The organism is Microcoleus sp. SVA1B4, assembly GCF_036700545.1.
In the GTDB taxonomy this organism is placed as follows: Bacteria; Cyanobacteriota; Cyanobacteriia; order Cyanobacteriales; family Microcoleaceae; genus Microcoleus.
The window spans coordinates 215970-229486 of sequence record NZ_JAUBPB010000001.1 but is presented as its reverse complement, the minus strand read 5'-3'; the positions used below and the strand labels follow the sequence as shown (position 1 = coordinate 229486).

Annotated in this window: 12 protein-coding genes; 6 read left to right on the top strand and 6 right to left on the bottom strand. The window is 43.0% G+C overall.

What is annotated here, in order from left to right; genetic code table 11:
- Positions 1–226 precede the first annotated feature (226 nt).
- Both QT987_RS00905 and QT987_RS00900 read left to right on the top strand, forming a co-directional pair.
- A complete protein-coding gene (locus QT987_RS00905) occupies positions 227–1171 on the top strand; it encodes a glycosyltransferase family 2 protein (protein WP_333236473.1) in 945 nt (314 codons plus the stop codon).
- 13 nt (positions 1172–1184) lie between these two features.
- A complete protein-coding gene (locus QT987_RS00900; protein ID WP_333233840.1) occupies positions 1185–1886 on the top strand; it encodes a CatB-related O-acetyltransferase in 702 nt (233 codons plus the stop codon).
- A gap of 39 nt (positions 1887–1925) precedes the next feature.
- Here the strand turns inward: QT987_RS00900 and QT987_RS00895 are convergent, their stop codons facing one another.
- From QT987_RS00895 to QT987_RS00885, 3 genes are all read right to left on the bottom strand, one after another.
- Entirely contained in the window at positions 1926–3122 is a 1197-nt protein-coding gene (locus QT987_RS00895) for a hypothetical protein (RefSeq protein WP_333236471.1), read from the bottom strand.
- Positions 3119–4456, bottom strand: coding sequence for a flippase (locus QT987_RS00890; protein WP_333236469.1), 1338 nt, complete (start codon positions 4454–4456; stop codon positions 3119–3121). Before QT987_RS00890 ends, QT987_RS00895 begins: the two co-directional genes overlap by 4 nt.
- A 267-nt stretch (positions 4457–4723) precedes the next feature.
- A complete protein-coding gene (locus QT987_RS00885; RefSeq protein WP_333236467.1) occupies positions 4724–6145 on the bottom strand; it encodes an O-antigen ligase family protein in 1422 nt (473 codons plus the stop codon).
- Positions 6146–6350: 205 nt separating this feature from the next.
- On the opposite strand from QT987_RS00885, the gene QT987_RS00880 reads away from it, so the two are divergent.
- The 3 genes from QT987_RS00880 (at position 6351) to QT987_RS00870 (ending at position 11140) form a co-directional block, all read left to right on the top strand.
- Positions 6351–7823: a polysaccharide biosynthesis/export family protein gene (locus tag QT987_RS00880; protein ID WP_333236465.1), complete on the top strand. Its 1473-nt coding sequence runs from the start codon at positions 6351–6353 to the stop codon at positions 7821–7823.
- A gap of 135 nt (positions 7824–7958) precedes the next feature.
- Positions 7959–10295 (top strand): polysaccharide biosynthesis tyrosine autokinase, encoded by a 2337-nt coding sequence (locus tag QT987_RS00875; protein WP_333236463.1) that lies wholly within the window; start codon positions 7959–7961, stop codon positions 10293–10295.
- 479 nt (positions 10296–10774) lie between these two features.
- Complete coding sequence (locus QT987_RS00870; RefSeq protein ID WP_039886668.1) at positions 10775–11140, top strand: response regulator transcription factor; 366 nt, start codon at positions 10775–10777, stop codon at positions 11138–11140.
- A gap of 66 nt (positions 11141–11206) precedes the next feature.
- Here QT987_RS00870 and QT987_RS00865 read toward each other — a convergent pair whose 3' ends face one another.
- From QT987_RS00865 to QT987_RS00860, 3 genes are all read right to left on the bottom strand, one after another.
- On the bottom strand, positions 11207–11704 hold the full coding sequence (locus QT987_RS00865) for a hypothetical protein (protein ID WP_333236461.1): 498 nt from the start codon (positions 11702–11704) through the stop codon (positions 11207–11209).
- 94 nt (positions 11705–11798) lie between these two features.
- Positions 11799–12059 (bottom strand): transposase, encoded by a 261-nt coding sequence (locus QT987_RS29820; protein ID WP_445299368.1) that lies wholly within the window; start codon positions 12057–12059, stop codon positions 11799–11801.
- A complete protein-coding gene (locus QT987_RS00860) occupies positions 12055–12297 on the bottom strand; it encodes a transposase (protein ID WP_333236459.1) in 243 nt (80 codons plus the stop codon). Before QT987_RS00860 ends, QT987_RS29820 begins: the two co-directional genes overlap by 5 nt.
- Positions 12298–12975: 678 nt before the next feature.
- Here QT987_RS00860 and QT987_RS00855 point away from each other — a divergent pair.
- Positions 12976–13332 carry a hypothetical protein gene (locus QT987_RS00855; protein WP_333236457.1) on the top strand — a complete coding sequence of 119 codons (357 nt, stop codon included), beginning with the start codon at positions 12976–12978 and terminating at the stop codon, positions 13330–13332.
- The last annotated feature ends 185 nt before the right edge of the window (positions 13333–13517 follow it).

Below are 13517 nucleotides of genomic sequence, written 5' to 3'. Positions count from 1 at the left end.
AACGGGGTGGGGGTATCAAGGTTTTAGAGTTTAAGAGCGTCAGTCCTAGAAGTCTGTCTGGGTAAACTATTGCTGTATTATAGTTGACCCGCGAACTTTTTGGTGATAAATTGGAATTTAGAACTTAAGTTAACAAGCGAAGCCTGCAAACTTCCTAGCACATTCATAATATTGATGAGTTGTACTAAGCAAAAATATTTATACTCGTAGGAGTTGAACAGTTTAAATGCCACATTATCATACAAAAAGTCCCATTGTTTTTGTGGTTTTCAATCGAGTGGATACTACTGAAAAAGTCTTCGAGGCTATTCGACAAGTTAAACCCCCTAAGCTGTTAGTAATTGCTGACGGCCCTCGTGCCAACAAACCTGGAGAAGATGAAAAGTGCGCCGCTGTACGTGCAATTATCGATCGGGTCGATTGGGACTGTGAAGTTCTGAAAAATTATTCAGAGATTAATTTAGGTTGCAGGGATCGCATTTCTAGCGGTTTCGACTGGGTATTTAATACCGTAGAAGAAGCAATTATACTCGAAGATGACTGTTTGCCACACCCGAACTTCTTCCCTTTTTGTGAACAGTTATTAGAGCATTATCGAGATGACAAACGGATTATGTCAATCGCTGGCGTAAATTTACAATTTGGTAGAAAAAGAACAGAAGACAGTTACTATTTTTCCCGTTTTAGTAACTGTTGGGGATGGGCGACTTGGCGCAGAGCATGGCAATACTATGATGTTGACATGAAGTTATGGCCTCAACTTCGGGAAGCAGGTTTTCTCGAAAATTTATTAGCTAATCCTCAATCTGTAAAAGTTTGGGATAGTGCTTTTCAGGTTTCCTATGATGGAACTGTCAACAATTGGTTTTTTAGATGGCTTTTTACTTGTTGGGTTCAAAATGGACTTGCTATTATTCCAGAAAACAATTTAATTTCTAATATTGGATTTGGCAGTCAAGCCACCCATACTTCAGGAGAAGATAGTATATACAGTAATATGCCAACGGAAGCAATGACCTTTCCTTTAAAGCATCCCAACCACGCGATCCGAAATTTTGTAGCGGATCAATTCACTCAAGATACATTTTATGATTATCATCCCCCATTAATCAGGCGCATCAAGAAAAAATTAAATAAGCTATGTGGGAACACAATATTTAACCTTCACTAAGTAATTAGTAACCATGTCTAAAATCTCAACATTTCTCAGTTCTATACTCAAAAATCCAATCACTGAATATCTGCGATTTTTAGTCAATTGGTGGAAAAACAAGTTTAAATATAATAATTTTTATCAAGACTATATGGCTTTGGTTACAAATTCAACTATCAGTCACAATGTTAGTGTGTCTAGTCGTGTAGCCATAGAAGGTTCTGTCATTGGTTCTTACACTTATGTGCGCGATAATACGCGAATTTTCAATGGTGTTGTCGGCAATTTTTGTTCGATAGGGCCAAACTGCATCATTCGCTTAGGCGTACATCCTGTGGGAAATTTTGTTTCAAGCCATCCGATATTTTATTCGCCAAAGATGCTAGTAGGGACAACCTTTGTAGACCAAAAATATTTTGAGGAAGAGGAAAAAACTGTCCATATCGGCAATGATGTTTGGATTGGCTCAAATGTTATTGTTGTAGATGGTGTAACTATTGGTGATGGAGCCATTATCGCAGCCGGAGCCGTTGTCACAAAAGATGTGCCACCTTATGCTATATATGGAGGAATTCCGGCCAAACTTATTCGCTATAGGTTTGATGAACAAAAGATTGATTTTCTGCTGAAGTTTAAGTGGTGGGACAATGATGAAAAATGGTTGAGAAAAAATGTCAAAGATTTTCACAACATTGACAAATTTATCCATATTTATAACACGGAAAATAGTTGAAGGCTAGCGGATTCGGTAGTAGGTCTAATTAGCCCGATGTTATATAACATCAGCAGTCATCTGGGATTTAAACTTAGACCAATTCAGAACCATCACAGCCGCTATGAATGCCAGTGTATCATTGCTAGTCTGATACGGTAAAAATCTATAGCGAAAACTAGCCATTCTCGGGTCACGTTCTTGGTATAAAATATCTTGGGCAAAGTTCCCCCAACGCTCATCTATCAAATCAATTGTCATACCAGCATGAGCCGAAGGTAGCAACATATTAGAGCCGTGAAGACCAATTACTAAGCGGCTTTGTGAATAAATACCGCATATTTCCTTTTCAACTTTTTCATTAAAACTATCCACTCTGTAATCTTCAATCCATTCTGGAAACTTAGTTTTTGTCCCCAAACCAGCTACTGCAAATTTTGCTTCTGGTACTTGCAACCTGATCTTCTCAAATAACTGCTGAATTTTTAAATTTTGCAATGGCAGTGACATTGCTTTTTGATCTATTTTTCTAAGCACTCGAAACAGCAAACGGTTAACTAATAAACGATCTTCGCGCCAAATAAAAGTAATTTTTATTTCTTTGTTCTCAAAGTTATGTTTTGGAACTCTAGTAAAGCGCGTGATGTCGAACTGACTGGGATGAGAATGAGCTTCGCTGACATAAATTTCATCAAAGCGTTTAGTTTCTTCTTCAACAAACTCGGCGAAGCTGGGATAGTAATTCTGACCATTTTTTAAAGAAATAGGTACGGTCCAGACTTCTGCAACTTCATCAGGAACCATCCACCTTAAAAACTTAGGAACTATCACAACTAACCCGTAGTCCGAGTTGCATTCTAAGTGCCTTTGTGCATTGAGCAACTTGAGCAGGGAATGACCATAAAGATGATCGATACAGTTTAAGATAATTACCCGATTGCAGGGTTTAAAAATTTCTTTTACAATCTCAAGTTTTTCCGGTTGAGGATTTTGGAGTGAATTAAGTAATGGTTGGCCTAACCATTCCTTCTTGTAAGCCTCGGCTGCAAAAATTTCTCCTTTTATTAAATTAACTTGGATGTAGTTTTTCACTCCATGACCTACTCTCAAATCGTCGATTATCTCGCTGCCGCATCCCTCGCACTTAGAGTCTAGAACAATGTGGATACCGTGCCACAGAACATTTTTGGGATTAAGTTCTGTTCCACAATAGGGGCAATTCGATCGCTGTTCGATTTTAGGTTTAATTTGAATCACTTTACTAATCCTCGGATTCTACAAGCTGCCTTGTATAAGTTAAGCGAACGCCAGATAAAATTTGCGAAGGGGCGCAATTCCTTAATCAAGAAATTGACTAATATAATCACGTAAAAATAAGTTATCAGAGTAGCTGCCGTTGCTCCAAAAGCTCCATACTTAGGAATCAGCAAAAAGTTCAACCCTACATTTAAAATAGATCCGACTACAGTCAAGTAAAGACCGTAGCGCAACTGACCTTCTATGTTCAAATATGTACTCCGTGCTACTCCAAAGTTACTGCCAAATTGCGCCCAAACATAGATTGACAGTACCGCTGCTGACTTCGCATAGTTTTCACCGTAAAGCAGATGCACTATCCAGGGAGAAAGTAATGATATCGGTATCGCCACTCCCAACCATAAAAATATCATAATATCCGAGTAAATTTGAAATTTATTTAGATATTCTTCATAATTTGTCTTTCTCAAATTCGCTAATTTGGGAAAAATAGAGCTGGATATGATCATCGGCAAGAAATCGCAGATTTCCGAAATTTTAACAGCGGCAGCATAATAGCCCAGTTGAGCATTTTGATTCATCGCACCGAGCATTATCTGATCGGTTTTCGAGTAAAGATAAATTGCCAATCCCGACAAAATTATAGGCCAACTCTCCGATAGCAGTTCCTTACACTTTTCCCAACTGAAGTGCCAATCCTTAATTTTATTCCCCGTAAGCTGATAAAAATATACATAAGCGATTCCTACCAATGCGACCTCTGTCAATCTAACCCAGGCGAAGGCAAGCAGGGGGGCTTTAATTGTTACTAACCCAATTCTGACAGCAGCAACTAAAAAACATACTGAATTTTTAGCCAACACTGTATATTTTGACTGGATTTGGGACTGAAACCAAAAATTGATAGCCTCAAAAGCATTAAAGATAGTTCCGGCTGCGATGATACCTACCAGCCACCGAGTCAGAGTGTCGTTGGGTTTGAGTAGCGCAATCACGGTGACAGTTAACAACAAAGTGATGCAGCCACCAGTAAATTGCAGTCCGAAGGCAGTTCCCAGGGTCTCATTTTTGCATTCTGGGTCGCGAGCGATATTCCTCACTACCAGAGTACCCAACCCCATCGTTGCCACCGAACTAAACAGCGACACAAAGGCGATCGCGTAGTTGAGCAATCCAAATTGTGTCGGACCAAGATAGCGAGCCACCCAAAGACCGACAAACAGACCTAGACCCATCTGCAAGATTTGGTCAGTGAACAGCCAAGCTATGTTGCTGAGTACCTGGCGCAGATTAGGGCCGAGCCTTTTACTGACCGCAGTTAACTTATCTAGCATCAGAATATTTTAAATCTTTACAAAACACAAACGCAGTTCTGGCAGGGTCGGCAATCTCGCAAAATTAGACTGGTTGGTCCTATAACAACATATCACAACTTGAGGGAGCATCTCAATGAAAGCAGCCCACCTAGAAATTGGAGTTTGGAGGCAGGAGGCACGAGGCAGGAGGCAGGAGGAAAGAGGAAGAAGGAAGGAGCCAGAAGAAGTGTTTTTACAAATATGAGATGCTCCCCAAATTGACCCACGATCCGCCCAATGCTTACTTCAATGGACAGTGCGAGCTAAAGAACGCCTTTGAGGGCTACTGGTGCTACTGTTAGAACTATTGTTAGCATTATCTATCGCCAGTCGAACCGTCAACATTGCGTAACTCAGCCAAGGATTTGCTATCTCTATAATATAACTTTCTGTGATGTTGCTTATAATAATAGACACTAGAAAACAAATCGGTATTCCCGCTTCTTCCAGGGTGCTACGACTCAAATACCGAACTGCGTAAGCTAAATTGAGCAGCAAGGAAGTCATCATTAAGATTAATCCGGGCCAACCGAAGGCTAACAAGATACCGATCGCGCCATTGTGAGGATTTTTCGGTTGAAATCCATTAGGAGTATAAATAAAATAAGCCGGAGTACCCGATCCTAACTTATCTTGTTGAAAAAATCCATCGTATCCGTAGCCAAACCAGGGGCGCTGATTTACCGCAGCAATTAACTGCGGCCAGAATTCTGTCCGCCCAGTTAGAGTCAAGTCTTTGCCTAAGCCACCTACAATAATATCCTCTAGGTTGTCTACTACAAAAACAGTCATAATTATGCTGACGACCAGGAAACATATAATCGCAGTAAAGGCCCACTGAAAACTTAATTTTTGTAGAAAGTTTAGTGACGAGACTGCAATTATTAATAGGATTGTAATCACTAGAGCCGCGCTCGATTTATTAGCCCTTACTAGGTAAAATGAAAAGAACATCATTCCCAAAGCAATCCAGCGATCTTTCTGAGTTTTAGCTCCTTGAAAATAATGCAAATACCAAAATGCCGTACAGAGAGCTAAGACTCCCCCCAAAGAATTTTTAGATTGGGTCAAGCCAACAAAATCGCCTGCTCCAGGGGGTTTAATTACAAAACTTGCCAAACCGATTGCCGTGTATCCCCACCGCCAGAAACGAGATAAATCCTCCCATTTATATTGGGCTGCAATGTAAAACCCGAAAGCAGTAAATCCTGAGAAAGCTAGGCTTGCTCTTAGCGTTTCTTCAGGAACTAGAGACCATAATGTAGACAGTAAGGGAAGTAATATATAAAGTAAAAAGAAAGGATTCATTATCAATATTTTGGCAATAATATCTATGAAATTGCTCATAAAAATTTTAATTCTTGAAATCAAAATTAATACTACCCAGGGGTAAAAAAAATAAGGTATTAGTTTTAATATCCCCCCTTCTGGATCTTTCAAGTTAACAAAATGCAAGTAATTAAAAGGAGGTTGTATCAAAAAGGGAGAGATAAAAATATAAAGACCAGCAAAGCTTTTTTCTAAAGCCAAACCGATTTTTTTATAGCTGGCAAATTGAAATAATAGTATAGTTGCCATCCCGACTATAGCAAGTAGCATCAAAGTCAATGAAGAACTACCTAAAATCAGCTCTCTCAGCATATTGGGTAGAGACACTGGTTGATTCATAATTGCTTTCCTTTATCACCAACAATATCAAATTATATAGATATAAAATATAGCCGTCAACCCGCAACCACGCTAACACAGAAATTAGGCATAAAGCAAAAATACAGCATCGTTTTTTCGGTGATCGCTTAAAATAATGAGCTTTTTGCCCAGCACTAAAAAGGCTACACTTATATAAATCATAGTCAATAAAATTAGGTGGTGTATGGTTAACACCCATTTTCCAAGACAGATAGCCCCGTCGGTTGTGGGTGTTGTCTTGTTTGCTTCCAGTGTCCTCGCTGATGCCAGGATCACCCCGGCACAACTTCCCATCCCGCTAGGCGCAGACCAAGCCCAGAATGTTGCGCCCGTTAGGCGATCGCCCGAAAGCTACAAACTCGGCGGTGGCGATCGCATCCAAGTAGAAATACTCGAAGTACCCGAACTTAGCCGTGGCTACGAAGTCCTTTCCGACGGTTCAGTCAACCTGCCCCTGATCGGCTTGGTCTCCATCCGCGGTCGCACCTTAGTAGAAGCCACCAACATCATCCGCAACGCCTACCGCCGCGTCCTCAAAGACCCCATAGTCACAGTCAGCCTCGTCGCCGCCCGCCCCCTCAACGTCGGCGTCATCGGAGAAGTCACCAGGCCCGGAAACTTCACCATTACCCTAACTCCTGGCCCGGGAGCCGCGCCGAGTGTCCAGTACCCCACTGTCACCCAAGCGATCAGACTCGCAGAAGGCGTCACGGGTGTGGCCGACATCCGCAACATCCGCGTCCGCCGTCCCCAACGAGACGGCCCCGATCAAGTGCTCAATGTCAACCTGTGGAAATTCTTGGAGGAAGGAGACATCTCTCAAGACATCATTTTGCAAGACAGAGACACAATCGTGATTCCCACAGTCGCCAACTTCAACCAAGCAGAAGCTCGTCAATTTGCGACGGCAAACTTTTCGCCACCCCCAGAAAAACCTCGATCGATCTCCATCGTTGGTCAAGTCACCCGCCCCGGGGCTTACGTCGTGATCGGTGGCAATACCACCAACGACCTCAGCCGCGAAGGTTTCCCCACCGTCATCCGGGCCATTCAGCTAGCTGGTGGCATCACATCGGATGCCGACATCCGGCAAATCCAAGTGCGGCGCGTCACCAGAAGAGGTGAACAAATTATCCCAGTCAACCTGTGGCAGTTCCTAGAGTCCGGGGACGGCGCCCAAGATACCATCCTCCAGGAGGGAGACACGATCATTGTGCCCAAAGCCACGATCGTTAACCCAGCAGAAGCTGGCGTACTCGCTAGCACTAACTTTGCCCCCGTCGGCATTAACGTTTTTGTAGTAGGAGAACTCAGAACATCCCTCGATCCCTTGAGGCTCCCAGCTAATGCCACACTGAATCAAGCTTTAGTTTCCAGAGGATTTTTTGGCTACGAGAATACCAGAGCTAGAAGGGATAAAGTTGAGCTAGTCCGCCTCAATAACGACGGTACAGCTACTAAACGGACGATCGAAGTCAATTTAACTCAAGGAATTAACGAAGAAACCAATCCTCAACTTCGCAACAACGACATGATTATCGTATCTCGCAGGGGTCTCGTCAATTTTGTCGATCGCATGAACGCTGTAATCGGACCTGTCGGGCCTGCGACGGGAGTGTTAAATTTTATAAACGTTATCCGATTTTTATTCAGGTAAGAAGGCGGCGGGTGAGGTGGATAATTCCTGGCAAAGGCTAGAATAAACTAAACAATAAGATTACCCAGCCGCGACCTGGCCGCTTCAAAAATATCAACCTCAAAAATATCAACCTCAAAAATACCCAGGCTGAATATGGATAGCAGACAAGATTACCAACCCTTCACACCCAAATCGAATGGCAAACTGCCGGAGTTATCTGCTCAGAACTACAGAGATCACTTTGTTGAGGAGAGAGAAGAAGAAAAGCTAGACTTGTCCTGGCTCTTAGGCGTCGTGCGCCGTCGCTTCCCGGTCATGGCAGCCGCCACCATTGCTTTGAGCGCCCTGGCAGGAACAGCGATCGTCGCCACTTCTAAAAGCATAACGATCGAGTATGAAGGCTCCTTTTCCCTGTTAGTAGAACCCGCCACTGCTGAAGGTTTGCTGTCCAAACAATTAAACAACACCCAAGCTGCCGACTTAGCAAGAATTAATATAGAAGGAATTAGCTTAGTAGACTACGAAACCCAAATTAGGATTTTGCGTAGCCCCAAATTGATGCAGCCCGTGCTTGAGGAATTGCGAGCGTGGTATCCCAAAATGACCTATACGGAACTGATCTCAAAAATGTCCATCAACCGCATCAGCTACACGAAAGATGGCAAACAGCAAGGCACAAAAATTTTACAAGTTCGCTACAAAGATGCAGACAGAAAAAAAATTAACAACGTATTGGACAAAATTTCTAAAGCTTATCTAGACTACAGCTTGCAGCAACGGCTGATGGGCATTAATCAAGGTATTAAATTTATAGATACGGAGCTTCCCAAGCTCCGAGAAAGAGTAGAAGTTCTGCAATTGCAAGTCCAAAGACTGCGGCAGCAGAGCAACTTATTTGAACCTCAGATAGAGGGAAAATCTTTGTCTGAACAAGTTCAAAGCATTCGCGGCAAGCAAGTAGAAATCAGAGTTCAGCTAAAAGGGATGCGAAACCTCTACCAAAGCTATGAAAAACTACTCAAGGAAAATAATCCCCAGGGGCTGCTGATTACCCAAGGACAAGCTTACGGCGGACTCTTAGGTCAAATTCAGAGAATAGACTCGGAATTGTCAATGAAATTAGCTCAGTACAGAGAAGACAGTTTGCCAGTTTTAGCGCTGCGAAAAAGTCGGGAAGAACTTATTTTAACCGCCACTCAACAAGCAAAAGAAGTGGTGATGGGAAATTTAGAGACCCAAATCAAAGAAATTGAAGCGCGCGATCGTGAAATGACCGCTGTGCAAAATGCTCTCAACCAAAAAATTAGAAACTTTTCAGTTACAACCCGACAATACGACAATTTACAGCGAGAACTGCAAGTAGTTACTAAGAGTTTGTCGGACTTCTTGGCAAAACGAGAAGCCTTGCGAATTGATGCGGCTCAGGAGCAAATACCCTGGGTGCTGATAAATCCTCCGGAAATTCCGCGAGACAAATTCGGCAACCCTATAACAGCTACCGTCAAACAAACCAGAAAACAGTTAGCGCTGGCAGTAATTTTAAGCAGTCTGCTGGGCATAGCCGTCGGCTTGCTCGTAGAGGTACTAAATACTGTGTTCCACACTCCAGAATCACTCAGAATGGCCACAAGATTGCCAATACTCGGGGTGATTCCGTTTACCAAGAAAGTCAAGCGCAGACCGCCAGCCAGACAGAGAAAACTAACATCGGCTCGATCGAACTCGAAAGTGGAAGTAGTCGAACAGGTCGAAGCTAGACCTACTGGTTCGATGAGCGGGGCACCAAGTATTTTGAGCGACTTGGACTATCAATTTTTAGAAGCATTTCGATCCCTATACACGAACATTCACTTGCTGAGTGCAGGCACGGCAATTCGATCGCTCTTAGTCGGCTCAGCCGTAACCGGAGACGGGAAATCTACAGTAGCTTTGCACCTAGCAGCCACAGCAGCAGCCGTAGGACAGCGAGTATTGTTAGTAGATGCAGATTTGCGTTGCCCCCAACTGCACACTAAGTTAGGACTGTCGAACGTGCGTGGCCTGGGCGATGCCATCTCCACAGATATCAGCCTCAACGACGCGATTCAACGAGCCCCGAACCAAGAAAATTTGTTTGTACTCACCGCAGGCCAAATTCCCCCCGATCCGATCAAGCTTCTTTCTTCCAAAAAAATGCAGTATCTGATGGAGCAATTTCAAGCATTTTTTGACTTAGTAATTTATGACACCCCGCCACTAGCAGGCTTGGCAGACACCCACTTGATCGCAGCTCACACAGACGCTACGATTATGGTCGTCCAAATTGGGCAAACGGACCGAGCGCAAGTTCGCAAAGTTTTAGAAGAATTAAAAATTTCTGGAGCTTCCGTCTTGGGAATCGTTGCTAATGGCTGCAAAAACACCGGTCACAGCTACCGCCAACGCCCGGTCGTTTTAGACACGCTCTACGACCAAAAACTATCGGCTTTAGGTACGAAAAATCCTAATTAGACAAATGTTGATGCAGGGAGCATCTCATATTTGGAAAAAAACTTCTTCTAGCTCCTTCCTTCTTCTTCTTTCCTTCTTCCTCTTTCCTTCTTCCTCTTTCCTCCTGCCTTCTGCCTCAAAACTCCAATTTCTAGCGGAGGGCTGCTTTCATTGAGATGCTCCCGTTGATGCACGCGGCCGAGCGCCGCCGTCCTCAACGGGAAACGCACAACCAAGCTATACCCTGATTTTTTGATAATAGTACCATTTGAGAAAGAAAATGATAGACTAACGGACATAGCCTCGTGTGTCAACCGAGATTGCGCGGATCTTTAAATTTTGCCGTAATTACTCAGAAAATGATTGAGAAATCAGCAAAAGTGGGTAAACTACATTTAGCAGATCGCAATCTCAATCAGGAAAAGACACCTTTGAAGGTGAACGTTAGTGTAAACGTTAATGAGAACGTTTCAACCCAGAAACTTGGTAGGGATTATTCTATGAGTACAGTTATGGTTGTTGATGATAGCGTCACTCTGCGGGAGATGATCGCCGACTTGCTCAAAGGTAGAGGACTCAACGTCACGGTAGCGAGTGATGGCGTAGAAGCTCTAGAGCAAATCAAGGCTAACCGCCCAGATTTAGTCGTTCTGGATATCGTGATGCCCCGGATGAACGGCTACGAAGTCTGTCGCAGGCTCAAAAGCGACCCTAAAACCCAAAATTTGCCTGTCGTAATGTGTTCGAGCAAAAGCGAAGAGTTCGATCGCTATTGGGGAATGAAACAAGGAGCCGACGCTTACATCGCCAAGCCATTTCACCCTCAAGAATTGGTCGGGACTATTAAGCAACTGCTGCGAGGTTGAGGTGGAGGAGTAGGGACAGGAAAAAAATTGTCTTGAGCGCTGATTATTTCTGCTCCCGCAGCCTCTCTAAACTACTCGATTGACAATAGTCCAAACATCCCCGTCCGATCGCACGTAGGGAACAGAAATACTCTTAAAACCAGTAATAAAAGGCTTGTAATAAACTTGCCAGTAGCTGGGACTAATTTGGTCGGCGATGGCTTTGAGTCCCTTCACTTCCGCCGCCAGTTCCGCCGCCAGTTCATTAATCCGTTCCGCGTGTCCCTGAGCTAGTAATCTTCCTTCTTCAACTTGCTCCTCCATCGGAGTGATTCTTTGCAACTTTACCGACTGCTGTTGTTTCTGACTCAGTTGAGCAGACAGAGCCGCGATCGCGTCATCTATACCCTTGACTTCTGCCGACACTTGTGCTGTTTCCCTGGCGTGACGCCGATAAGCATCGGCGATCGCTTGGGGCGAATTACCCGTTGGGACAACATCGGCAATACTAAGCTGCTGGCGTTCCAGGCGCAATTCCTCAATTTTAGAGTAAATTGCTTCTATATCTGTCTGAAGTTTGTCCACCTAATTATTACCGCGTGGTTGTTTGATATTTTAGCATATTAACACAAACCAATGACCTAATCGCCCTATAAATAGCATACAGCACTTCTGGATGTTATGAGGTACAGTAGCAGCAATTAGTAAACCAGTTTTTAAGATGTTTCGGATTAATTAAGTCAAGAGCCACAGAAATTATGGTGTCAACCATTTTAGTGGTGGTTGGTGACAAATGGATCGAGAAAGATTTGAGTTGCGACCACCATAATTCAATTGGATTAAAATCAGGAGAGTATGGGGAAAAACACAAGATAGAAGCACCCACCGCTTCAATCATAGGCTTAATTGAATCTACTTTATGCGCGGGTAAATTATCAATTCACGTCTACTGCTCCCGACCACAATTGTGGCACTAAACATTGCTCAATAAATACCTCAAATGCTTTGCCATCCATTGAGTTATCCATTGTCATGAGTGCCACTACTCGCTTCAAACTAATTGCACCAATTACTGTGACTTTTTTCCCTCGGTAAAAAGGTTTAACCGCATAGACTCTCGTTCCTCGTTGTGAACGTGCATGACTTCTGGTTAAACAAGCGTAATACTCCAGTCTCATCTAAAAAGACTAGATTTTTTGGGTCGATATGCTTGAGTTTTTACCAATAATCTAACCTTAACTTCATGACTCTTTCAGTGCCGGCTTGGCTACCGATCACTGTTTTTTTTTACGATTCTTCTGGGCAAATAACTCACACAATTCTAGTAAGGTTGCATCGGGATGTGCTGCCACTATTTCTCTCAAAGAAGCTGTGGAATTATTCAAATGACTATATCTCGGTTTCCCACTCTCGTTTCGGCTGTAAATTCCCCTCGATTTTTTGTTGCTTGACCAGTTTTTGAACTAAGCTTTTACTGACGGAAAATATCGCTGCTGTTTTTCTGATCGACAGCTTCTGATCTTGATGGGCTGCTACTATTTTTGGAAAGCAAATTTACTAAATATGCTTTCATTGGTGTATTTTTTAATCTATTCTTATTGTACCTCATAACACCCGGAAGTGCTGTAAGAGTGACCGCCCTTGGCGCCGAGGGGATCGAGCTTAACTGAACCGTATGGCGCTATATAGCAATCCTAAATGATTCGTGTAATTCTTGTAGGGGCAAACCCCCTGTGGTTGCCCCGATGCAGGCTGGGGTAGGCACGGGGAGTAGGGGTAGCACTACCCCTACATATTTTTACAAATGATGCGAGGATTGCTATATTCGAGAAATTATTTATGGAAAAAAGAGAGCATTGCGTTACTGGGAAATCACAACAGATATAGATACCATTTCCGAAAACTCAACCTGGTATATGATGACACAAATTCCGGGAGTCTTAGCTAAAGAAGTTGGGAATTTGTATGGAAATACGACTTGGATTGAATATGGTTTTCGACAAAGTAAGAGTGAATTAGGGTGGGCGGATTTCCGAGTCACCCAATATTCACAGATTGAAAAATGGTGGGAAATCGTTTGTAGTGCTTACGTGATGATCGGCCTCTATACTAGGTCTAATAGAGCCGTTAACTCCCAGACTCCATCACCCAGCTCTTTATCCGCAAAAAACTTCTCACTTCTCCACCGCTTTGAGCAACATCAAGACGCTTGATGAAAAAAAAAGTTGGAAGAGGCATCTAAACAATTTGAGATTAATATTACAAGCTTTAATTAGCTTTAACTTGATACAACAGTGGCTAAAAATTTTTCCGATTCCACAATTATCTACAGGCTGGGCTCGATTAAGAGCGTTAATGAATTTTTACCCAAATCCCTTCTCTTACTTAATAAATGAGA

Coding starts and splice junctions, on each gene's coding strand:
- QT987_RS00860 (WP_333236459.1), bottom strand. CDS start 12,297: ATGAGACTGGAGTATTACGCTTGTTTAACCAGAAGTCATGCACGTTCA.
- QT987_RS00870 (WP_039886668.1), top strand. CDS start 10,775: ATGAGTACAGTTATGGTTGTTGATGATAGCGTCACTCTGCGGGAGATG.
- QT987_RS00885 (WP_333236467.1), bottom strand. CDS start 6,145: ATGAATCAACCAGTGTCTCTACCCAATATGCTGAGAGAGCTGATTTTA.
- QT987_RS00890 (WP_333236469.1), bottom strand. CDS start 4,456: ATGCTAGATAAGTTAACTGCGGTCAGTAAAAGGCTCGGCCCTAATCTG.
- QT987_RS00905 (WP_333236473.1), top strand. CDS start 227: ATGCCACATTATCATACAAAAAGTCCCATTGTTTTTGTGGTTTTCAAT.
- QT987_RS00900 (WP_333233840.1), top strand. CDS start 1,185: ATGTCTAAAATCTCAACATTTCTCAGTTCTATACTCAAAAATCCAATC.
- QT987_RS00880 (WP_333236465.1), top strand. CDS start 6,351: ATGGTTAACACCCATTTTCCAAGACAGATAGCCCCGTCGGTTGTGGGT.
- QT987_RS00875 (WP_333236463.1), top strand. CDS start 7,959: ATGGATAGCAGACAAGATTACCAACCCTTCACACCCAAATCGAATGGC.